At 69.6% G+C, this 20669-nt stretch carries 20 protein-coding genes; 2 read left to right on the forward strand and 18 right to left on the reverse strand.

The window, feature by feature from the left end; translation table 11 throughout:
* Positions 1-57: 57 nt before the first annotated feature.
* From JIG36_RS42435 to JIG36_RS42455, 5 genes are all read right to left on the reverse strand, one after another.
* On the reverse strand, positions 58-645 hold the full coding sequence (locus JIG36_RS42435; RefSeq protein WP_133874399.1) for a GTP-binding protein: 588 nt from the start codon (positions 643-645) through the stop codon (positions 58-60).
* A 1-nt stretch (position 646) separates the two neighbouring features.
* Positions 647-1024, reverse strand: coding sequence for a DUF742 domain-containing protein (locus tag JIG36_RS42440; RefSeq protein ID WP_203382649.1), 378 nt, complete (start codon positions 1022-1024; stop codon positions 647-649).
* 91 nt (positions 1025-1115) lie between these two features.
* Complete coding sequence (locus JIG36_RS42445) at positions 1116-1520, reverse strand: roadblock/LC7 domain-containing protein (protein ID WP_014447580.1); 405 nt, start codon at positions 1518-1520, stop codon at positions 1116-1118.
* Positions 1517-5101, reverse strand: a complete 3585-nt coding sequence (locus JIG36_RS42450) for a sensor histidine kinase (protein WP_203382548.1) — start codon at positions 5099-5101, stop codon at positions 1517-1519. Before JIG36_RS42450 ends, JIG36_RS42445 begins: the two co-directional genes overlap by 4 nt.
* A gap of 424 nt (positions 5102-5525) precedes the next feature.
* Positions 5526-6611, reverse strand: a complete 1086-nt coding sequence (locus JIG36_RS42455; RefSeq protein WP_203382549.1) for an adenosine deaminase — start codon at positions 6609-6611, stop codon at positions 5526-5528.
* Positions 6612-6637: 26 nt separating this feature from the next.
* On the opposite strand from JIG36_RS42455, the gene JIG36_RS42460 reads away from it, so the two are divergent.
* On the forward strand, positions 6638-7432 hold the full coding sequence (locus JIG36_RS42460) for a putative RNA methyltransferase (protein WP_203382550.1): 795 nt from the start codon (positions 6638-6640) through the stop codon (positions 7430-7432).
* A gap of 205 nt (positions 7433-7637) precedes the next feature.
* Here JIG36_RS42460 and JIG36_RS42465 read toward each other — a convergent pair whose 3' ends face one another.
* The 9 genes from JIG36_RS42465 to JIG36_RS42505 form a co-directional block, all read right to left on the reverse strand.
* Positions 7638-8318: a DUF4272 domain-containing protein gene (locus tag JIG36_RS42465; RefSeq protein WP_203382551.1), complete on the reverse strand. Its 681-nt coding sequence runs from the start codon at positions 8316-8318 to the stop codon at positions 7638-7640.
* A gap of 6 nt (positions 8319-8324) precedes the next feature.
* Positions 8325-9602, reverse strand: coding sequence for a thymidine phosphorylase (locus JIG36_RS42470; protein WP_203382552.1), 1278 nt, complete (start codon positions 9600-9602; stop codon positions 8325-8327).
* Positions 9595-10308, reverse strand: coding sequence for a cytidine deaminase (locus JIG36_RS42475; RefSeq protein ID WP_203382553.1), 714 nt, complete (start codon positions 10306-10308; stop codon positions 9595-9597). Before JIG36_RS42475 ends, JIG36_RS42470 begins: the two co-directional genes overlap by 8 nt.
* A gap of 5 nt (positions 10309-10313) precedes the next feature.
* Positions 10314-11582, reverse strand: a complete 1269-nt coding sequence (locus tag JIG36_RS42480) for an ABC transporter permease (RefSeq protein ID WP_203382554.1) — start codon at positions 11580-11582, stop codon at positions 10314-10316.
* 5 nt (positions 11583-11587) lie between these two features.
* On the reverse strand, positions 11588-12859 hold the full coding sequence (locus JIG36_RS42485; RefSeq protein ID WP_203382555.1) for an ABC transporter permease: 1272 nt from the start codon (positions 12857-12859) through the stop codon (positions 11588-11590).
* Entirely contained in the window at positions 12856-14343 is a 1488-nt protein-coding gene (locus JIG36_RS42490) for an ABC transporter ATP-binding protein (protein ID WP_307873137.1), read from the reverse strand. Before JIG36_RS42490 ends, JIG36_RS42485 begins: the two co-directional genes overlap by 4 nt.
* Positions 14344-14491: 148 nt before the next feature.
* On the reverse strand, positions 14492-15595 hold the full coding sequence (locus JIG36_RS42495; protein ID WP_203382556.1) for a BMP family lipoprotein: 1104 nt from the start codon (positions 15593-15595) through the stop codon (positions 14492-14494).
* Between the two features lie 212 nt (positions 15596-15807).
* Entirely contained in the window at positions 15808-16029 is a 222-nt protein-coding gene (locus tag JIG36_RS42500; protein ID WP_203382557.1) for an SCO4848 family membrane protein, read from the reverse strand.
* Between the two features lie 142 nt (positions 16030-16171).
* Positions 16172-16948, reverse strand: coding sequence for a hypothetical protein (locus JIG36_RS42505; RefSeq protein WP_203382558.1), 777 nt, complete (start codon positions 16946-16948; stop codon positions 16172-16174).
* A gap of 66 nt (positions 16949-17014) precedes the next feature.
* Between JIG36_RS42505 and JIG36_RS42510 the strand changes: the two genes are divergently transcribed.
* Positions 17015-17599, forward strand: coding sequence for a TetR/AcrR family transcriptional regulator (locus tag JIG36_RS42510; RefSeq protein WP_203382559.1), 585 nt, complete (start codon positions 17015-17017; stop codon positions 17597-17599).
* Here the strand turns inward: JIG36_RS42510 and JIG36_RS42515 are convergent.
* From JIG36_RS42515 to trpS, 4 genes are read right to left on the reverse strand one after another with little or no spacing between them, the layout of a single operon-like run.
* Positions 17596-17988, reverse strand: coding sequence for a hypothetical protein (locus JIG36_RS42515; protein WP_203382560.1), 393 nt, complete (start codon positions 17986-17988; stop codon positions 17596-17598). The genes JIG36_RS42510 and JIG36_RS42515 overlap by 4 nt on opposite strands.
* 7 nt (positions 17989-17995) lie before the next feature.
* The gene (locus JIG36_RS42520; protein ID WP_203382561.1) at positions 17996-18907 is read right to left on the reverse strand and encodes a YihY/virulence factor BrkB family protein; all 912 of its coding nucleotides are present in this window, start codon (positions 18905-18907) and stop codon (positions 17996-17998) included.
* 35 nt (positions 18908-18942) lie between these two features.
* Complete coding sequence (locus JIG36_RS42525; protein WP_203382562.1) at positions 18943-19482, reverse strand: 2'-5' RNA ligase family protein; 540 nt, start codon at positions 19480-19482, stop codon at positions 18943-18945.
* Positions 19483-19489: 7 nt separating this feature from the next.
* On the reverse strand, positions 19490-20512 hold the full coding sequence (gene trpS / locus JIG36_RS42530; RefSeq protein ID WP_203382563.1) for a tryptophan--tRNA ligase: 1023 nt from the start codon (positions 20510-20512) through the stop codon (positions 19490-19492).
* Positions 20513-20669 lie beyond the last annotated feature (157 nt).

The raw sequence follows: 20669 nt of genomic DNA on the forward strand, positions 1-20669 counted from the left end.
AATTCCGGACAGCACAAAGCCCCGCTCCGGCGTCCGGAGCGGGGCTTCGACCGTCAGTTAGGCGGGCGCTACCGCGCGGGTACGACGCATCGTCAGCACATACTCGACCAGCGAGATGAGGACGTTCTTGGTCGACTCACGGTTGCGGGCGTCGCAGCTCACCACCGGGACGTCGCTCGAGATCGCGAGAGCGTCCCGGACGTCCTGAGCGTTGTGATACTGCATGCCGTCGAAGCAGTTTATGGCGACCAGGTAGGGCAGCCGCCGGTGCTCGAAGAAGTCGATCGCGGCGAAACAGTCGGCGAGACGCCGAGTGTCCACCATGACGACCGCACCGATCGCGCCCCGCACCAGTTCGTCCCACATGAACCAGAAACGCGTCTGGCCCGGCGTGCCGAACAGATAAAGGATCAGATCGCGATCGATGCTGATGCGGCCGAAGTCCATGGCGACGGTGGTCGTCATCTTCCCCGGAACCTGCCGGTTGTCGTCGACACCCACACCCGCCGAGGTCATGATGGCCTCGGTGGTCAGCGGGGTGATCTCCGAGACCGAACCGACCAGCGTCGTCTTACCGACGCCGAACCCGCCGGCGATCACAATCTTCGCCGACGTCACGCGCCCCGCAGCGGGACGGTGCGACATGTCAGAGCCTGCGAAGTCCACTCAGCACCCTTTCCAGCAGTTCCGTGCCTACCGCGTCGGTCTCGTCGTCCAGCGAGGTGGGCTCATAAACCGCCACCAGGCCATCGGAGGCCATGTCGGCGACGATCACACGAGCCACACCGAGCGGCAGTTGCATGCGTGCGGCGATCTCGGCCAGCGACTGAACCCGGCCGCCGTCGCACATCGCCGCGATGTACTGATGCTCGCTTCCACCCTGCCCGCCACGGATGCCGGAGCGCCCGCGAACGGTTGTCTCGACCAGCGCTTCCAGCGCTATCTCAAGCTTCGGACGGGTCCGACCGCGGGTTACGGCGTACGGCCTGACCAGCGCGCCGGTCGGCTCATCGCGTTCGGGCATCGTCACCGCTCACCCCTTCCTCGAACCCTTAGAAGTGTCTCTACTTTTCAACTTTTTGAACAGCGGCCGAATACTTCGGCCGTCTGCCCGTTCAGCCGAGTACCCCGGCCGCCGAACGCGGAGCGGGAGTAAGTGCCTCGCCGACGCGGTCGACCAGGAGGGCCATTTCGTAACCCACCTGTCCGACGTCGCAGCTGCGAGCCGCGAGCACCGCGAAGGACGAGCCGTCCGAGATGGACATCAGGAAAAGGAACCCGTTGTCCATCTCGACCACCGTCTGCAGCACGGCGCCACCCTCGAAGCACCGAGCGGCGCCCTGAGTGAGGCTGACCAGGCCGGAGGCGATGGCTGCCAATTGATCGGCGCGGTCCCGGGGGAGGTCCCGCGAGGCCGCCAGGAGCAGACCGTCAGCGGAGACCGCGATCGCATGTGCGACGCCGGGAACGCGGTCGGCGAAGTTGGCCAGGAGCCAACCGAGATCCTGCGTAGATGTCATGCCTCATGCTCCTTGCCAGCCTGCGAGGACTGCTGCCCTCCCGGAGTCTCCTCCGGGTTGGTCGATTCTTTGGTGCGACCGCGCTGCACACCACGGTGGTACGCGGAAAGGAGACCGCGAACACCCTCGGGCGTACGACGCTCGACGGAGTTTCCGCCGCGGTCGACACCACCGGGGACGAGCTGCGCCATGGGGGTGCGCTTGGGCAGACCGGCCGTGGTCGTGGTGTCGACCTGCGCCTCCGCCGCCGCCTGAGCGGCGGTCCAGCCCTCGTCGGCCGCGGTCCGCCACGGGTTGTTCGTGGCGGCGCTGCCGTTCGGGCTGCTGCCGTTCGTCGCGGCACCGTTGGCGGCACCGACACCAACAGTAGCCGGGTCTCGTTCGCGCGACTCGGGCGAGACAGCCTGCTGCGGCACACCGACCGAACGGGCCGGCTCCCCGGTGGGGATCCGCTGCGAGCTGACCGGTTCATCGAGCCCGTTCGACGACGGCTTGGCCTCGGCCGGACGGGCCGTGGTGAACCAGGCCGACTCGAGCTCCCGGAAGATCGGCAGCTCCATCGTCTCGTCGGCGAACTGACCCTGCCCGCTGTCGCGCTGCCGGGCCGCGGCCTGCGCGGCGGCGATCTGCGCGGCCGCCGTGGCCTGAGCCTCGGCCGCCTGAGCCGTCGCGACCTCGTGGGCCGCCTTGGCCGCCGCGGCCGCACGCTGGGCCTCGGCCCGCTCGGCCTCGGACTGCGGGGCACCCGAGACGGGCACCGCCGACACCGGCGGGATCGGCGCGGTCTGCGGGTTGGTCGGACGCTCGACCTGGGGACCGTCGAGGCGGTTCTCGGGCCGGTAGCGCGGAAGCTCGGCGGTCATGTCGAGCGCCGCGGCGAGACTCTCCGGAACGTGCGGGGCCTGGTTCTCGCGTTCCGGCGCGACCGGCGGCCAAGCCGGCGGAGCGGCCGAGACCGGGTTGTTGGTCGGCGGGGCCGAGACCGGGGGTTCCGATCCGGGCGGGCCCGAAACCGGGTGACCACCATAAGGCGGGGCCGACGGCACGGGCGGGGCGGAGATCGGCGGCACCGGCGGGGCCGAGACCGGCGGGACGAACGGGTTGCGGCCCTGGGTCTCGGGGTTGGCCGGGAGCTGGCGCGGGATGGTCGGGCCGAAGCCGTTGGTGTCGACGTCGCGGCCCTGGTCGTTGCGGCGCTGCGGCAGCCCGTCGGGACCGGCGAAGCCCTGCGGCGACGACGGCTGACCCATCGGGCCGGACGGCAGCGGCGGGATCGGCTCGTTGCTGCGCGGGCCGTAGAAGCCGTTGGCGCCGTTGCCGTTGCTGCCGCCGTTGAACGAGCCGTTGGAGCCACCGAAGCCGTTGGACGGGGCGCCGGTGAGGTCGGACCAGGCCGGGACCGAGCGGCCGTTCGTGCCGAGCATGCCGCCGTTGTTCATCGGCGGGTTCGGGTCGAACGGGCGGCCGGTCGGGTAGCCACCGCGGCCACCGCTCTCGAGCGCCAGCGGCTCGGGCATGCCCGGGCGGCCCTGCTCGTCGTAGCCGGCGCCGACCTGCATGCGGCCACCGCCGACGGCGGGCTGACCCTGGCCACCGGTGAGCACCGAGAGGGGCAGGCCGACCTCGGCCACCGTGCCGCGCTCGTTGTCGGCCGGGCGGAGCTCGACCTTGACGGCGTGCCGGTTGGCCAGCCGGGCGACCACGACCAGGCCCATCATGCGGGAGACAGCCACGTCGACCATGGGCGGGTTGGCCAGGCGGTCGTTCAGCTCGTGCAGCTGCTCGCGGCTGATGCCGATGCCGCGGTCTTCCACGGTGAGCAGAGCGCCGTCACCCAGCCGCCGCGCCTCGACGATGACCGTCGAGTTGGGCGGGGAGAAGGCGGTCGCGTTGTCGAAGAGCTCGGCGACCAGGTGGACCATGTCGTTGACGGCGTGCGCCGCCACCTCGATGTCCCGGTCGATCATGCCGAACTCGATGCGTGTGTAGTGCTCGACCTCGGACTGGGCGGCGCGGAGCACGTCGATCAGGGCGGCCGGCTCGCGCTGCACGCGGGTCGAGTCGGCGCCGGCGAGAACCAGGAGGTTTTCGTCGTTGCGGCGCATCCGGGTGGCCAGGTGGTCGAGCTGGAAGAGCTCGGCCAGACGGTCCGGGTCTTCCTCGCCGCGCTCCAGCCGGTCGAGGTGACCGATGAGCCGGTCGACCAGGATCTGGGAACGGCGGGCGAGGTTGACGAACATCGTCGCGACGGAGGCCCGCAGGGCGGCCTGCTCGGCGGCGGTGCGCACCGCCTCGAGGTGGACCGCGTTGAACGCCTCGGTCACCCGGCCGAACTCGTCACGGCTGCGGACCGGAAGCGGCTCGGCGATCTGGTCGGCCAGCTGGGCCGGGGTGAGCGAAGTGGACAGCTGCGGGTCACGCAGCCGGCTCACGGCGTGGGGCAGGCCGAACTGGGCGACCGAGAGGGCACCCTGGCGCAGCTCGCGCAGCGAGCGGGCCATCGACCGGGCCACCAGCCAGGCGAACAGGATCGCGAGCAGGAGCATGCCGAGCAGCACGCTGGTCTCGATGAAGACCCGGCGGTTCACGTCGTTGCGCAGGGTGGTGGCCTGGTCGACGATCTCGGAGTCCATCTTGACCTCGACCGTGCGGAACTCCGCGCCATAGCCGGCCAGGGCGTTGTCCCACTGCGAGGTGGTGAACAGGATCCGCCGGGTGTTCGCACCCTGCAGGTCGGGCAGCGGGTTGGTGTAGTTGGTCGCGGCCCGGCCGGCGGTCGAGTTCTCGATCGCGTTGAACGCGTCGCGGTCGACGCCCGAGCCGACCGACTGGAGCGTGTTGCCGGCGAGCGTGAAGCCGAGCTGGGCCTCGAGGAACTCGGTGCGCAGGGCGACGGAGAGCTCGCGCTTGGCGATGATCTTGTGACCGATGTCGCGCTGGCGGGCGACGTATTCCTTGGCGGTCGCCACCGCGGCGACGGCGCGCAGGTGGTCGCTCAGCTCGGTGTCGCTGGCGAGCTGGGCGGCGGCCGAGCGCACGGCCAGGAGGTCGTCGATCAGCTTGGTGTAGGTCTCTTCGACCGTCTGCTCGGCGCCCGGGCGGTCGTTGGCGATCTGGCTCCGCTTGGCCGGCAGGTCCTCGAGGTTGCGGTCGAGGCGCAGCAGCAGCGTGCTGACGTTGTCGGGGACGTCGTCGAGCGCGGCCTTCTGCTGGGCGTAGGGCACCTTGGCCGCGTCGACCTTGCCGTTCTCGGCACCGTAGGCCTGGGTCGCCTTGACGAAGTCGGGGCTCTTCTTGTCCTCGATCGTCGTGATCATCATGCCGTAGGCACGTTCGTTCTGCAGGTGGTCGACCAGACCACCGGCGGCCTCCGACAGCACCGAAAGGGTGCGGGCGCGCTCCGCGTTGTTGGCTTCGTCGATGTGGTCGACCAGACCGCTGACGCCGACGATGATCGTCGCCAGGGTGGGCACCAGCATGATGAGGCCAAGCTTCGACCAGATCGGCAGGTCTCGCAGCCGATCGGCCGGGCGACGGAGACGCGACATGACGCCGGTCGCCGTCTTGGGGCGCTTGCTCACGTCACCGTCCTCCTGTTTCGGGCCCCGGCACTCGGCTCGCCGGGCGCCGCACACGGCCGACTGCCGCGTCGGGCCCCCGAGATTCCATCACGACGAGTGTCAAAGAGAAAGGGCCGTCGGACACGGACCGGTTGTGTGACGCGTGTTGCTCGATACGTCGACCGTCAATGTCACAGGCTGTGCACGTCAACTTTTCTCACTGTCACCCTGTCCGGTCGGAACGGCGCGGGGGTACGCCGGAACGACCGCGCACGATCGTAAAGGATCGCGGCAGGAGAGACGATGTCGCGGTTGCGAACGATCGGCAAGGTGAGATGCCGGATTTCGCAGTGTTTGTAGGGACCATTCTGGCCGAACGGATGATCAGTGCCGCCAAACCGGCAATGTCGCTTGCCGGACCGCGCGTTGTAACAAGCTTGTGCCGCTATCCGATCAGCTTCGCGTACCCCGGCTTGATCAGGTCATTGATGATCGCCAGCCGTTCGTCGTACGGGATGAAAGCCGACTTCATCGCGTTGATCGTCAGCCACTGCAGCTCGCTCCAGCCCCAGCCGAAGGCCTCGGAGAGCAGCGCCATCTCGCGGGACATCGAGGTTCCGCTCATCAGCCGGTTGTCCGTGTTGACGGTGACCCGGAAGCGCAGATCGTGCAGCAGGCCGATCGGGTGCTCGCCGATCGACGCCGCGGCGCCGGTCTGCACGTTGGACGACGGGCACAGCTCGAGCGGGATCCGCTTGTCCCGCACGTACGCGGCGAGGCGGCCCAGGACCACGTCGCCACCGGCCGGGGTGCCGGCGATGTCGTCGACCAGTCGCACTCCGTGACCGAGCCGGTCGGCGCCGCACCACTGGATGGCCTGCCAGATCGACGGCAGACCGAAGGCCTCGCCCGCGTGGATGGTGAAGTGGAAATTCTCACGCTGGAGATATTCGAAGGCGTCGAGGTGCCGGGTGGGCGGGAAACCGGCCTCGGCGCCCGCGATGTCGAAGCCGACCACACCGGCGTCGCGGTAGCGCACGGACAGCTCGGCGATCTCCTGCGAGCGGGCCGCGTGGCGCATCGCGGTCAGCAGCACGCCGATGCGGATCGGGGTGCCCTGGGCGGCGGCCTCGGCCATCCCCTCGGCGAAGCCGGCGTTCACCGCCTCGACGACCTCGTCGAGACTCAGGCCGCGTTCGAGATGCTGCTCGGGGGCATAGCGCACCTCGGCGTAGACCACACCGTCGGCGGCCAGGTCGAGCGCGCACTCCCGGGCGACCCGGCGCAGGCCCTCCTCGGTCTGCATCACGGCCACCGTGTGGGCGAACGTCTCCAGGTAGCGTTCCAGCGAGCCGGAGTCGGCCGCCGCGACGAACCACTCGGCCAGCGCGGCCGGGTCGGTGGCGGGGAGTTCGTGGCCCACCCGTTCGGCCAGCTCGATGATGGTGGCGGGGCGCAGTCCACCGTCGAGGTGGTCGTGCAGCAGCACCTTCGGCGCCGGGACGATGTCGGAGAAAGCGATGGCGGCCATCAGCCGAGCCTAGAGGCAGGGGACCAATGATCGACGGAGCATTGCCGTACCTGCGATGCCCGGTTTGCCAACAGGGCCTCGCGCGTGTGGAGCGTTCACTGCGCTGCCCGGCCGGGCACAGCTTCGACATGGCGAAACAGGGGTACGCCGACCTGACCGCCGGACGGATGCCGCACGTGGGCGACACGGCGGAGATGGTGGCCGACCGGGCGGAGTTCCTGGCGGCCGGGCACTACGACTTCATCGCCGACGCCCTTGACACCGGTCTTCTGCACGGGCTGATCGTCGACGCGGGTACGGGTACGGGGCACTATCTCGGGCGGGTGCTGGACGCGGCGCCGGGCGCGACCGGGCTGGGGCTCGACGTCTCCAAGCCGGCGCTGCGGCGGGCGGCCCGGGCCCACGAGCGGGCGGCGGCGGTGCTGACCGATCTGTGGCGGCCGCTGCCGATCGCGGACGGGGTGGCCGATGTGATCGTGAACGTGTTCGCCCCGCGCAACGGTGCTGAGTTCCGGCGGGTGCTGCGACCGGAGGGGCGCCTGCTCGTGGTGACGCCGGCCCCCGATCACCTGCGGGAGCTGATCGACGCGCACGGCCTGATCCAGGTCGACCCCGACAAGGCGGCCCGCGTACGGGATGCGCTGGGCGACCACTTCAAGGAAGAGAGCTCAACCGCCCTGCGGCGGGCCCTGACCCTGACGGCGGTCGAGACCAGGACGCTGATCGGCATGACACCGAGCGCCCACCACGTCTCCGACTTCCCCGCCGCTCCCACCACGGTCACCGCCTCGGTGCTGGTCACCACGTATCGCCCGGTTTGAGAGTTCGAGCGCGACCGCAGCGGGTTTTGATCTTCCGGTTTGAGCGCAACCGCTCACGCACGTCGCCGTGGTGGGCTTCGCGTTATGGACGCGCCAGCGGCCAGCGAAGCCCGCCGCGGTCCCCGCGGGAGCGACGGTCCGTCACCCACCACCCAGCCGGGACATCCAGCTCTTGATCTTCTGGCTTTTGATCTTCAAGAAGCCCTCAAACGGACAAGTCCACTTCTTCCCATTCCGCTGGTTTGTCGTGATAGGGGCCGATAAACACCACCGCCCACTCCAACGCCCACCTCCGCTGGCCGATCGCGTTGCCGTCGATCTCCCCCGGCAACGTCAGCCCGATCCGCTCGGCCTCCTGAAACGCCCAATCCAGGCAGTAGTAAAGATCAAGCAGCACAGCGGCCTCGATCGGATCGCGAGGCGACATCAGCGACCGCGACCGCCAGTTCCCATAACTCTCCCCCGCCGGCAGATCGGGCATGTCCGCCATCAACCGGCCCTCAGGCGGCGCGGTCGGATCCAGGTGCCGGCTGAGCCCCAGCACCCAGGCCAGCGCGAACACCGCGTCGTGATGCAGCACGAACGACCGGTGATCCCCCTTGGCGCCGATCACGAACTGCCACTCCGGCGGTGTGACGAGATCAACCAGGTGCGATCCCAGCAACCAGCTCATGGCAGCCTCGGTCGGCATGCCGAAACAACGCGCGACGACGACGTGCAGCACCGCCAGCCGGGCCTCGATCTCGGCGGTCGGCCGCAGCTCGATCGAGTCTCCGGGCTCCCAGATCAGCGGGAACCCGGGCGGCGGCAGCGGCAGCCCGAGCCTGTCCAGTTCGTCGAGGCTGGCCTCGCGAACGGCGCGCGGGTCGGGTGCGGCCTTCGTCATGGTGCGTCAGGCTATGCGGTCGAGCACCAAATTTGTAGAAGTGGGTCGCTCCGCACCGATGACGACCGCTTCGGCCGCAGTCGCGCGGGCGGCGGGGATGCGGGACGGGTCGTCGGCGCGCAACTCGAGCAGCACGTCGCCGGCGCGCACCTCGTCACCCGGCTTGACCTTGAGCATGATGCCGGCGCCAAAGCTGACCGGGTCCTCCTTGCGGGCCCGGCCGGCGCCGAGACGCCAGGCGGCCACCCCGATGCCGTACGCATCCACGGCGCCCACGATCCCGTCGGCCTCGGCCCGCAGCACCTCGGTCTCACGCGCGACCGGCAGCGGCGCCTCGGGGTCGCCGCCCTGGGCCCGGATCATCGCCCGCCACGTGTCCATGGCGGCGCCGGACTCGAGCACCTTGGCCGGGTCGGCGTCGATGCCGGCCGCGGTCAGCATCTCGCGGGCCAGGGCCAGGGTCAGCTCGACCACGTCGGCCGGGCCGCCCCCGGCGAGCACCTCGACCGACTCGGTCACCTCGATCGCGTTGCCCACGGCCAGGCCGAGCGGGGTGTTCATGTCAGTGAGCAGGGCGATGGTGGTGACGCCGCTGTCCTTGCCCAGCCGCACCATGGTGCTCGCGAGCTCGCGGGCGGTGTCCAGGTTCTTCATGAAGGCGCCGGAGCCGACCTTGACGTCGAGGACGAGCGCGCCGGTGCCTTCGGCGATCTTCTTGCTCATGATCGAGCTGGCGATCAGCGGGATGGCCTCGACGGTGCCGGTGACGTCGCGCAGGGCGTAGAGCTTGCGGTCGGCCGGGGCCAGCCCGTCGCCGGCGGCACAGATGACCGCGCCGACGTCCTGAAGCTGCCGCTTGAACTCGTCGTTGCTGATCGAGGCACGCCAGCCGGGGATCGACTCGAGCTTGTCCAGGGTGCCGCCGGTGTGCCCGAGACCGCGCCCGGAGAGCTGGGGCACGGCGGCTCCGCAGGCGGCGACCAGCGGGGTGAGCGGCAGCGTGATCTTGTCGCCGACGCCGCCGGTGGAGTGTTTGTCGGCGGTCGGGCGGGTGATCGAGGACAGGTCGAGCCGCTCCCCGCTGGCGATCATCGCGGCGGTCCAGCGGGCGATCTCGGCCGGGGTCATGCCGCGCAGCAGGATCGCCATGGCGAGGGCCGACATCTGCTCATCGGCGACCACCCCGCGGGTGTACGCGTCGACGACCCAGTCGATCTGGGCGTCGCTCAGCGTCTGCCCGTCCCGCTTGGCCCGGATGACGTCGACCGCGGCGAACTCACTCATTGCTGCCCTCTTCCCATGTGTCCGGAATGCCCTCGGGGGTCGCGCCCTCGCCGGCCCAGGCCAGCGACCCCTCGGCGTCCACCACGACGACCCGCGGGGTGCGCACACGACCCCAGGCGACGGCCTCGCCCGCCGTCGGGAAGTTCGGGCCCTCCTCGAGCACGCCCTTCTCGGCGTCCGTGTTGCCGCCGGACCGCTCCCAGTAGCCGGTCCAGACAGTTTCGCCCCCGGCGAGGTCCGGATGCACAAAAACGGTGCCCCGGCCGCGCCACTTGGCCAGCTCGGCTGGGACCTCGGGACCGGTCTGGAGGTTGTTGACCCGTTCCAGGTCGTCCAGGCCGAACGCGTGCGGCAGCAGATCGGCCATCCGCAACGGCCCGGTGTGCCACTCGACCAGCAGCTCGGGGCCGCCGTTCTCCCACAACAGCTGGCGGCAGCGGCCGCACGGCATCAGCGGGTTGCCGGTGGCGTCGACGCACGAGAACGCCACCAGGCGGCCACCGCCGGTCAGGTGCAGCTGGCTGACCAGCCCGCACTCCGCGCACAGCCCGACGCCGTAGGACGCATTTTCCACGTTGCACCCGACGACCACCCGGCCGTCGTCCACCAGTGCCGCCGCTCCGACCGGGAAGTCGGAGTACGGCGCGTACGCATGCCGCATGGCTTCGATAGCGGACGCCCGCAACCCAGCCCAGTCGATCTCCATGGGCGTCAGCTTTTCACGTAGGGCACCCCGTCGGCCGCCGGCGCACGCACGCGTCCGACGAGTCCCGCCACGGCGATGATGGTCGCGATGTACGGCAGCATGTTGAGGAACTGGTTGGGCACCGGGCTGCCGACCGCGCTCAGGTAGTTCGCCAGCTTCTGGGCGAAGCCGAAGAACAGGGCCGCGCCCAGCGCCCCGAACGGCGTCCACCGCCCGAAGATCAGGGCGGCCAGCGCGATGAAGCCGGCGCCGGCGGTCATGTTCTTGTTGAACGACCCGGTCGAGACCAGCGTGAAGTACGCACCGCCGGCGCCCGCGACCACGCCGCCGAGCAGCACGTTCAGGTAGCGCAGGCCACGCACCCGGATGCCCACGGTGTCGGCCGCGGTCGGGTGCTCGCCGACCGCGCGGGTGCGCAGGCCCCAGCGGGTGCGGGTGAGCCCGAAATGGACCACGAAGACGAGCACGAGCGCGAGCCAGACCAGCAGGTTGGTGTCGAACAGCACCGGGCCGATCACCGGGATGTCGGCCAGGCCGGGCACGTGCCACTCGGGCAGCCGCGGCGGCTGGTTGTACTTGAGCGCCTCGGGCTGCATCAGACGCTCGTAGAGGAAGCCGGTGACGCCGAGCGCGAACAGGTTGAGCACGACGCCCACGACGACCTGGTCGACCAGGAAGCGGATGGCGAGCACGGCCAGCAGCGAGGCGATGATCACGCCACCGATGACGGCGCTGACCAGGCCGGCCCAGACGCTGGTGGCCAGGGTGCCGACCAGGGCGGCGCCGAACGCGCCCATCAGGAACTGGCCCTCGATGGCCACGTTGACCACGCCCGAGCGCTCACAGAGCACGCCGGCCAGCGCGCCCAGGATCAGCGGCAGGGCCAGTTCCAGCGAGCCGCTGACCGTGTCGACCAGCGGCAGGAACTTGCCGGCGACCTGCCAGCACAGGAACGACAGCACGAAGAACACGATGCCCAGGCAGAGCAGCAGGGTCTGCCAGCGCTTGGCCACCCCGGCCAGCAGGGCGGCGCCGGCGGCGATCGTGACGATGCCGAACAGGATGGCGCCGAACTGGCCGTTGATCGAAAGCGCGGCGCCCTCGGCGTCTTCGCTGAGCGTGAAACGGGCCGTCGCCGACTCGGCGAGCGAACCGAAGATCACCGCCGCGATCAGGCCGATGATCACCAGGGCGGCGCCGAGGCGGCGCTGCCGGTTCCAGAAGCGGTCGGGAGCGGTTGCCTCCGCCAGCTCCTCCACGGTCGCGGTCGACACTCGGGTCACCACCCCTTCGCCATGGACGTGCCGAGCCGGGCGGTCCGGGCATCACGCAGCTGGAAGATCGTCTTTACCAGCGCCGGGGCGGCGATGAAGATGACGATCAGGGCCTGCAGGACGGTGACCAGTTCGAGCGAGACACCCACGTCGACCTGCATCAGGTTGCCGCCCGCGCGCAGGGCGCCGTAGAGGATCGCGGCGAACAGGGTGCCCCAAGGCTTGTTGCGGCCCAGCAGGGCGACCAGCAGGCCGTCGAAGCCGATGTTGCCGGCCACCTGACCGGTCAGCTTGTCGGCCGTGCCGAGCACCTGCACGGCGCCACCGAGGCCGGCCAGGCCACCGGCGACGACCATGAGCATGGTGTACGTCCTGGCCACGCTCATGCCGGCGGTCTTGGCCGCGGGCGGGTTGACACCCACGGCGCGCAGCTCGAAGCCGAACGACGAGCGGTTGATCAGCCAGGCCACCGCGGCCGTGACGATCACCGCGAGCACGATGCCCAGGTGCACCCGCAGCGGGGCGGGCAGGGCGGGCAGGACGGCGCTGGAGTCGACGGTCTTGCTGATGGCGTCGGTGCGGTCGGGGTCCTGCACGCCGTTCTGCAGGATCAGCCAGCCCAGGAAGAGCGTGGCCGTGTAGTTGAGCATGATCGTGGTGATCACCTCGTGGGCGCCCGTGCGGGCCTTGAGCAGGCCGGGCAGGAAGCCCCAGAGCGCGCCACCGATCAGACCGGCGGCCAGCGCGACGATCAGGTGCAAACCGGCCGGCAGCCCGATCGCAAAGCCGGCCACACCGGCCGTGATGCAGCCGATGACCGCCTGACCCTGGCCGCCGATGTTGAACAGGCCGCCGCGGAAGGCCAGCGCCACCGACAGGCCGGTGAAGACCAGCGGGGCGGCGTAGGTGAGCGTCTCGGAGAGCGGGTTGAGGGCCGTCTTCCAGTCGCCGCTGCCGTTGAACCAGGCCTGCACCGCGGCCGGGTCGAAGATCGCGCCCTTGAACAGGTCGGCGTAGGCCTGGCTGATCAGGTCCCAGCTGGCGGTGAGGGCGTCGCTGGGTCGGGCGGTGAAGTAGGAGAATGTGGACAGCACGTTGGCGTCGGAGATCACGATCAGCACGGCGCCGATGAGCAGCGCCAAGAAGATCGACAGGATCGTGACAGTGACGGTATTGGCCGACCAGAGATTGTGGACGAAAAGCCCTAAAAAGGACTCTTCCTTCTCTTTCTTCTCCGGGCTCTTCTCCGGTGGTGCAGCGGGGGCTTCGGTCGTCACTTGCTGTCCTCTTCTTCCTCACCGCTGCTGACGATGCCGGCCATCAGCAGACCGATCTCCTCGCGGGGCATGTCGGGGGAGACAGTCGCCAGGATCCGGCCGCGGTACATCACCGCGATGCGGTCGGCCAGGCCGACGACCTCGTCCAGCTCGCTGGAGACCACGAGCACGGCGGTGCCGACGTCACGCTCGTGAATGATCTGGTTGTGGATGAACTCGATCGAGCCGACATCCACACCCCGGGTCGGCTGCGAGGCGATCAGCAGCTTGAGCGGGCGCGACATCTCGCGGGCGACCACGACCTTCTGCTGGTTGCCGCCCGAGAGGGTGCCGACCGTCGACTGCGCGGACGACGTACGGATGTCGAACTGGCTCACCCGCTCGCGGGCCGAATCGTCGATCGCCTTGGGGTTGAGCGCGAAGCCGTTGCCGAACGGCGCCCGGTCGTACAGGTCGAGCACCAGGTTCTCGGCGACCGTGAAGTCCTTGATCACGCCGTCGAGGCTGCGGTCCTCGGGGATGTAGCCGACCCCGGCCCGGAGCACCTGCTTGGTGCTGCGACCGGCCAGGTCGGCGTCCTCCAGCTCGATCTTGCCGGCCCGCGCCGCCCGCAGGCCCATGATGGCCTCGACCAGCTCGGTCTGGCCGTTGCCCTGCACGCCGGCGATGCCGAGCACCTCGCCCGAGCGCACCTCCAGGTCGACGCCGTCGACCGCGCGCACGCCCCGCTCGTCGTCGACGATCAGACCCGAGACCTTGAGCACCTCGCGACCGGGGTCGGCCGGGGTCTTGGTCACCTCGAGGCTCACGTCGCGGCCGACCATGAGCGCGGCCAGCTCGTCCTCGGAGGTGTCGGGGCTGGCGGTGCCGACCGTGCGGCCGCGGCGGATCACGGTGATCCGGTCGGCGATGGCCTTGACCTCGCGCAGCTTGTGGGTGATGAAGACGATCGACTTGCCGGTCTCGGCCAGCGACCGCATGACCGCGAGCAGCTCGTCGGTCTCCTGCGGGGTCAGCACGGCGGTCGGCTCGTCGAGGATCAGCAGGTCGACGTCGCGGGTCAGCGCCTTGACGATCTCGACCCGCTGCTGGGCGCCGACCGGCAGATTTTCCACCAGGGCATCGGGGTCGACCGGCAGGCCGTAACGCTTCGAGGTCTCGAGCACGTCGCGGCGGTTGCGGCGGCGGTCGAGCCAGCCGAGCGGGCCGCCGCGGGTCTCCTCGGCGCCGAGCGCGATGTTCTCGGCCACGGTGAAGACCGGGACGAGCATGAAGTGCTGGTGGACCATGCCGATGCCGGCCGAGATGGCGTCGCGGGGGCTGCGGAAGATCTTCTTCTGGCCGTCGACCAGGATCTCGCCCTCGTCGGGCTGCAGCAGGCCGTAGAGCTGGTTCATCAGCGTCGACTTGCCGGCGCCGTTCTCGCCCAGCAGGGCGTGTACCTCGCCGGGCTCGACGGTGATGTCGATGTGGTCGTTGGCCACCAGGTCGCCGAAGCGCTTGGTGATGCCGCGCAGTTCGAGTCTCAGCGGAATCTCCTGACTTCGGGCGCATTCACTTGAGAAGGGGGCCGCCGCCCGGCCACGAGAAAACCTCGCGACCGTGCGGCGGCCGATGTTACCTAGCGTTCGGTCAGGCCGGGGCGCTGGCCGACTCGACCTTGACGGTTCCGGCGATGATGTCCGCCTTCAGCTTCTCGACCTCGTCCTTGAGGGCCTGGTCGACCTTGCTGTCGAACTGGTTGTACGGCGCCAGCGAGACACCGTCGTTCTCCAGCGTGCCCAGGTAGCCCGGGGTGGCGGTGAGCGGCTGGCCGGTGGCGCCGGCGACGACCGCGGTCTTGACGGCGTCGTTGATGTTCTTGACAACGGTGGTCAGGAACACGTCGCAGTCCTGCGGGGTGCTCTTGCAGCCGTCCTGGTCGACCCAGATGACCGAGACCTTGCCGCTGGAGCCCTTGGCCACCTCGGCCGCGCCGAGGCCGGTGCCGCCGGCGACCGGCATGATCACGTCGGCCCCCTGGGCGACGAACGTGTTGGTCAGGGCCTTGCCCTTGGCCGGGCTGGCGAAGTCTTCGGCGAAGCTGCCGTTCTGCTTGGCCTTGTCCCAGCCGAGCACCTGGACGTTCTTGTTCTTGACCTTGTTGTACTGCGCGACGCCGTCGGCGAAGCCGTCCATGAAGATGGTGACCGGCGGGATCTTGAGGCCGCCGAAGGTCGCCACCTTGCCCGACTTCGAGTAGCCCGCGGCCAGGTAGCCCGCGAGGAACGAGGCCTGGTGGGTCGCGAACTGCATCGGGTAGACGTTGGTCGCGCCCTGGATCGAGCTGTCCACGATGCCGAACTGCTGGCTGGTGTTCTGCTCGGCGACCGCCTTGGTGGAGTCGCCCATCAGGCCACCCACCGACAGGATGAAGTTGCACTTCTGGGTCACGAAGCCACGCAGGTTGGGCTCGTAGTCGGCCTCGGCGGTCGAGGCGACGTACTTCGGGTCGACGTTCGGCGCGTCGGTCTTGGCCGCCTGCAGACCCGCCCATGCGGACGCGTTGAAGGACTTGTCGTCGATGCCGCCGGTGTCGGTGACCATGCAGGCCTTGTATGCGGCGGCGGTCGCGGCACCACTGGAGCTGCCGCCGGCAGGGGTCTCGTCAGGAGCGTCACCACAGGCCGCGGCGGCGAGCGTCAGCCCACCTGCCGCGAGAATCGCAACGATCCGCTTCCCACGTACTGGGCGCAAGACGCCCTCCTTCCAACGCACACCGACACTTGTCGGTGAGTCTTCACCGCGGGAGCGTAGCCGCAGGCCAGAACGTCGGCGGTACTTTGGGCCGGACTGTTGGCGCACCGTTATCTGCCCGCAATCGCGTGGCGCACAGGTCGTGGCTTCTATCCGGTAGTGCGGCAAATCATCGGCCCCTGTGGTAACAGGCCAGAAACCTTCCGGTCCGGTCAGGACTTTCGCCAGGCTTTTGCGCCGAGGACGCCGACGACGGTGCCGATCGCCAGCGAGGCGACGATCAGCACCGCATGGACCATCAGGAACGAGGTCGGCCGGCCGTCGGCGAACGAGCGGTCGTCCTTCCAGATGGCCAGGCCGAACCGGGGCCAGATGACCCACGTCCAGACGCCGACCAGAGTCAGGAAGATTGCCCATCGCTTGGTGATGACCATGCCCGCGATTATTCAGCGGCCGGAAGATCGCACCGAGACCAGGTCGGCTTGGTGATGACCATGCCCGCGATTATTCAGCGGCCGGAAGATCGCACCGAGACCAGGTCGGCTTGGTGATGACCATGCCCGCGAGTGTGCCCGCTCAGGCCACGGCGACCAGGTCGGGGGTGGCGGTGGTCGTCCCGGCCGGCTTGCCGGCCAGACCGCGGCGGCCGATCAGGGTCAGGAGCAGACCGATTCCCGCGTACGCCGTGAGGACCGCGATCGCCTGGGCCGCGCCCGCGCCGTCGAAGTAGGCGGCCGACCGCAGCAGCTGGGCCCCCGCCCCGATCGGCAGCCACTGGCCGACCTCACCCCACGGCTGCGGCAACAGCTCGGGAGCGGCCGCGATGCCGGCCAGCGCGTTGCCGACCAGGAACATCACCACGGCTCCGAGGGCCAGACCGCCCCGGTCGAGCACGGCCGCCAGCCCCGTCATCGCGGACGCCAGGGCCAGCGCGAACAGGCCCAGCGCGGCGGCCACGGCCAGATGGTCACCGGGCAGGATGTCCAGCCACTGCTGCTGCACCACGGCGACCGTAAGACCGGCCAGCACGCCATAGCTGAGCAGCGCGATGAACCGGGCCACACGCTGCCGGACGAGCAGGGAGACCAGTACACCGGCGAGCAGGCTGGTGATGGCGAGCGGCAAGAAGCCCCCGGCGAACCCGGTGCCGCGCGGGTCGTTCGCGTCGAGCGGCACGATGTCGCTCACCGGAGTCTGCGGCCCGAAGCCGGCGGCGGCCTGGGTCAGCAGCGCCGAGACGGCGGGCGACGCGGCCGAAGCGACGTGCACCTCGGCGCCCGAGGCGGAGACCAGGATCGCGCCGTACACCTCCCGGTCGCGGATGGCGGCATCGGCGGCGGCCGCGTCGGCCACGGTCGTGACCTGGAAGGCGCCCTCTCCACTTAGTCAAGAACGAGCGTTCGTTTTATGATGAGAGGCATGCCACGCGTCTCCGAGCAACACCTCACCGCCCGCCGTGAGCAGATCCTGGCCGCCGCCCGCGCCTGCTTTCTGCGCAAGGGACTGCACAACACCTCGATGCAAGACCTGATCAAGGAGGCGGGGCTCTCGGTCGGCGCGGTCTACCGCTACTTCAAGTCCAAGGACGAGATCATCGCGGCCATCGCCGAGGGGGTCGTGGGCGGCATCCGCAGCCGGATCGACGAGATCGCGACCCGGCGGCTGCCCCTTCTCGAGTCGCTGGAGCTGCTGCTCGACGTGATCGACGAGCAGGCCCGGCCGGGCGGCGCGCTGCCGGTCGCGCTGCAGATCTGGGCCGAGTCCACGGTCGACCCGTCGATCAGCCGGATCGTCTTCGAGCGCTACTCGGATCTGCGGGCCGGCGTCCGCGTGCTGATCGTCCACGCGGCCGAGAGCGGCGAACTGCCCGCCGGCACCGACGTCGACGAGGTCACCGGCGCCTTCTACGCGCTGATCCCGGGCTTCGCGCTGCAACGCATGCTGCTGGGCGCGCCGGACAAGGAGGGGTTCCTGCGCGGCTTCCGGGCCCTGACCAACCGCTAGACCGTGGTGAGCCGGGCCGCGATGCGACCCCAGCCCTCGCGCACCTCGGCCTCGGTGGGCGGGCGGCCGGGCCGTACGCGCCGGGTCTCGTACTCGTCGAAGGGGTCGGTCTCGTCGTCGTCCGGTGACTCCACGGCCGCGCGGGCCAGTTCGATCTCGCCGCGGATGGCCTCGGCGTCGGGCCGGGGCAGCAGCGGCTCGACGACCGCCATCAGCTGTTCGTCGGCCACCACGGCCTGGGCCAGGGCGAGGGCGTGGGCCCGCTCGTACGGTCCGCAGACCACGGGTTCCCAGTCCTCCTCGTCGCCCAGCGACCCGATCGTGATGACCCAGGGGAGGTCGGCCACCGGCGAGCCGGCCGGCAGGTCCAATGTCACGAGAGTGCCCACGGGGCCATCATTCCGGTGTGGTGTGCCGAATCCAGGTGTTTTGCCCCACGGGGGCATTTTTATCGTCAGCTGACAGGTCGACCACGCGACCGTGCTGGCTGGTCGCCGCCCAGGCCGCCCCGAACAGCAGCAGCTGGTTGAAAACGTACAGGTAGACCAGCACGCCGACGGCCGAACCGACCAGGCCGTAGGCCGGGTTGCGCTGCACAAGCCCCACGAACGATTTGCCCACCGTGTTGAGCAGCCAGAGCCCGATGCCGACCTGGAGCACCGGCGGGGCCATCCGCCGCACGGTCATCCGTAGTCTCGGCACCGCGGCCAGCAGCGCCGCCGCCAGCAGCATGTTGACCGCGATCCGGAGCAGGACCTCGACCGAGATCTGGACGATGCCGTCGGCCATCCAGTCGAGCAGCAGCTCGAGTCCATAGACGGCGAGCTGGGTGAGCGCGAGCAGGGCCAGGATGCCGAGCAGCACCAGCAGGTCGAGGACCTGCCGCACGCCGATGTAACCGGGCTGCTCGTTGAGCTGCCAGATCAGCCGCTGCGAGGAGCGGATCGCCTCGACCCAGGCGATGCCGGTGAAGGTCAGGCCGACGATGCCCACGATGCCGACCGTCTTGCCGCTGTCCAGGATCGCCTGCACGTCGAGGAAGGGCAGGTTCTGCCGGAGGAAGTCGCGGACGATGTCGAACAGGCCCTCGTTGCTGTTCAGCAGGATGCCGAAGATCGAGTAGCCGATCAGCAGCAGGGCGAAGACGGCGAAGAACCCGTAGTAGGCGATCGCCGCGGCAAGTCGCCCGCCCTGCACGTCGATGTAGCGCACGACGGCCCGGCTGAGGTGATCGAAGTATCGGGACCGGTGACGGAGCCACATGACACGGGACTCGGCCGCCTCGTAGGCCCGATCGATCGGATTCACGCGCCGACCGTAACCGACGTCACGCGAGCTGCGGCTCAGGCACCCGGAGGAACGCCCAGCGGATAGTCCCGGCGCCGCTTCCACGGGCCCTCGCCCCGCGAGAACAACGTGAACGCCGGCACGTGGAACTTGGCCGAGAACCCGGCCAGGTCGTCGAAGACCGCGTCGAGAGCCTCGGCCGGCACGTCCTGGGCCACCGTCACGTGCGGGTGGTAGGGGAAACGCGAGTCGCGGTGCACGTCGCCGGAGCTCACGATCGCCTCGGCCAGCAGCTCGCACTCGCTGATCCCGACCGCGAGCGTCACGAAGACGACCTCGGTGACCGGCCGGAACGTGCCGGTGCCGCGCAGATGGATGGTGAACGGCACCTGGGCGGCGGCCACCGTCTCGAGGTGCTTCTCGATGGCCGGCAGCGTGTCGGTGCGCACGTCGGTCGGGCCGAGCAGCGTCACGTGCGCGGGGGTGTAGGCCGCCTGGGGATCGCCGGCGGCCGCGCGCCGCTGGGTGAGCAGCTCGCCCCAGGGCTCGGGGATGTCGATCGCGACGCCGATCCGCGTCGTGAGGGGGGTGGTCACGGGAGGGTCAGGCTCCGCGCGACGGAGACAGGAAACCGATGTTCTGGTACGCCTGGCCGAGCGTCACCGAGGCGACCGCGCGGGCCTTCTCGGCGCCGATGGCGAGCACCTTGTCGAGGTGGCCCGGGTCTTCCAGATAGGCCCGGGTGCGTTCCTGGACCGGCTTGACGAACTCGACCACGACCTCGGCCAGGTCTTTCTTGAGGTCGCCGTAGCCGCGGCCCTCATATTGCTCGAGCAGTTCGTCTATGGTCCGCATGGTCAGCGCGGCATAGATCGTGAGCAGGTTGCTGACGCCGGGCTTGTTCTCCTCGTCGTAGAGGATCTCGCGACCGGTGTCGGTGACCGCCGACTTGATCTTCTTGGCCGAGCGGGCCGGGTCTTCCAGCAGCTCGATGATGCCGTTGGGCGAGGAGGCCGACTTCGACATCTTGGCCGTCGGGTCCTGCAGGTCGGTGATCTTCGCCGTGTCCTTGAGGATGAACGGCGCCGGGATCGTGAACGTCTTGCCGAACCGCGTGTTGAACCGCTGGGCCAGGTCGCGGGTGAGCTCGAGGTGCTGCCGCTGGTCTTCCCCGACCGGCACCTGGTCGGCCTGGTAGAGCAGGATGTCGGCCGCCTGCAGGATGGGGTAGGTGAACAGGCCCACCGTCGTCGTGTCGGCCGCCTTGGCCGACTTGTCCTTGAATTGGACCATGCGGCCGGCCTCGCCGAAGCCGGTGATGCAGCTCAGCACCCAGCCCAGCTGGGCGTGCTCGGGGACGTGGGACTGGACGAACAGCGTGCACCGCTCGGGGTCGAGCCCCAGGGCCAGCAGCTGGGCGGCCGAGATGCGGGTGCGCTCGCGCAGGGCGGCCGGGTCGTGCCCCATGGTGATCGCGTGCAGGTCGACCACGCAGTAGTACGCGTCGTGCGTCTCCTGCAATGCCACCCAGTTGCGCACGGCGCCCAGATAGTTCCCGAGGTGGAACGAATCGGCGGTCGGCTGAATGCCGGAAAGCACGCGTGGGCGGGGGGTGACATCGGACATGCCGACCATTGTGTCAGCCCCGGGCGACGGATCGCGAACCGCCCGCGCCCGCATGTCCGATGTTTGAAAGTGTTGACTTATGATCGAAGATGGCGGAACCTTTGGGGTGTTCCGGCGGCCGCCTAGGCTGGTCGGAGGATCTTCTGCGAAGGGGTGT

This window comes from Paractinoplanes ovalisporus (assembly GCF_016834655.1).
GTDB classification, from domain to species: Bacteria; Actinomycetota; Actinomycetes; order Mycobacteriales; family Micromonosporaceae; genus Actinoplanes; species Actinoplanes ovalisporus.

Bases quoted from the DNA above. Each gene is read 5' to 3' on its own strand.
- JIG36_RS42435 (WP_133874399.1), bottom strand. From the start codon at position 645: ATGTCGCACCGTCCCGCTGCGGGGCGCGTGACGTCGGCGAAGATTGTG.
- JIG36_RS42440 (WP_203382649.1), bottom strand. From the start codon at position 1,024: ATGCCCGAACGCGATGAGCCGACCGGCGCGCTGGTCAGGCCGTACGCC.
- JIG36_RS42445 (WP_014447580.1), bottom strand. From the start codon at position 1,520: ATGACATCTACGCAGGATCTCGGTTGGCTCCTGGCCAACTTCGCCGAC.
- JIG36_RS42455 (WP_203382549.1), bottom strand. From the start codon at position 6,611: ATGGCCGCCATCGCTTTCTCCGACATCGTCCCGGCGCCGAAGGTGCTG.
- JIG36_RS42460 (WP_203382550.1), top strand. From the start codon at position 6,638: ATGATCGACGGAGCATTGCCGTACCTGCGATGCCCGGTTTGCCAACAG.
- JIG36_RS42465 (WP_203382551.1), bottom strand. From the start codon at position 8,318: ATGACGAAGGCCGCACCCGACCCGCGCGCCGTTCGCGAGGCCAGCCTC.
- JIG36_RS42470 (WP_203382552.1), bottom strand. From the start codon at position 9,602: ATGAGTGAGTTCGCCGCGGTCGACGTCATCCGGGCCAAGCGGGACGGG.
- JIG36_RS42475 (WP_203382553.1), bottom strand. From the start codon at position 10,308: ATGGAGATCGACTGGGCTGGGTTGCGGGCGTCCGCTATCGAAGCCATG.
- JIG36_RS42500 (WP_203382557.1), bottom strand. From the start codon at position 16,029: ATGGTCATCACCAAGCGATGGGCAATCTTCCTGACTCTGGTCGGCGTC.
- JIG36_RS42510 (WP_203382559.1), top strand. From the start codon at position 17,015: ATGCCACGCGTCTCCGAGCAACACCTCACCGCCCGCCGTGAGCAGATC.
- trpS (WP_203382563.1), bottom strand. From the start codon at position 20,512: ATGTCCGATGTCACCCCCCGCCCACGCGTGCTTTCCGGCATTCAGCCG.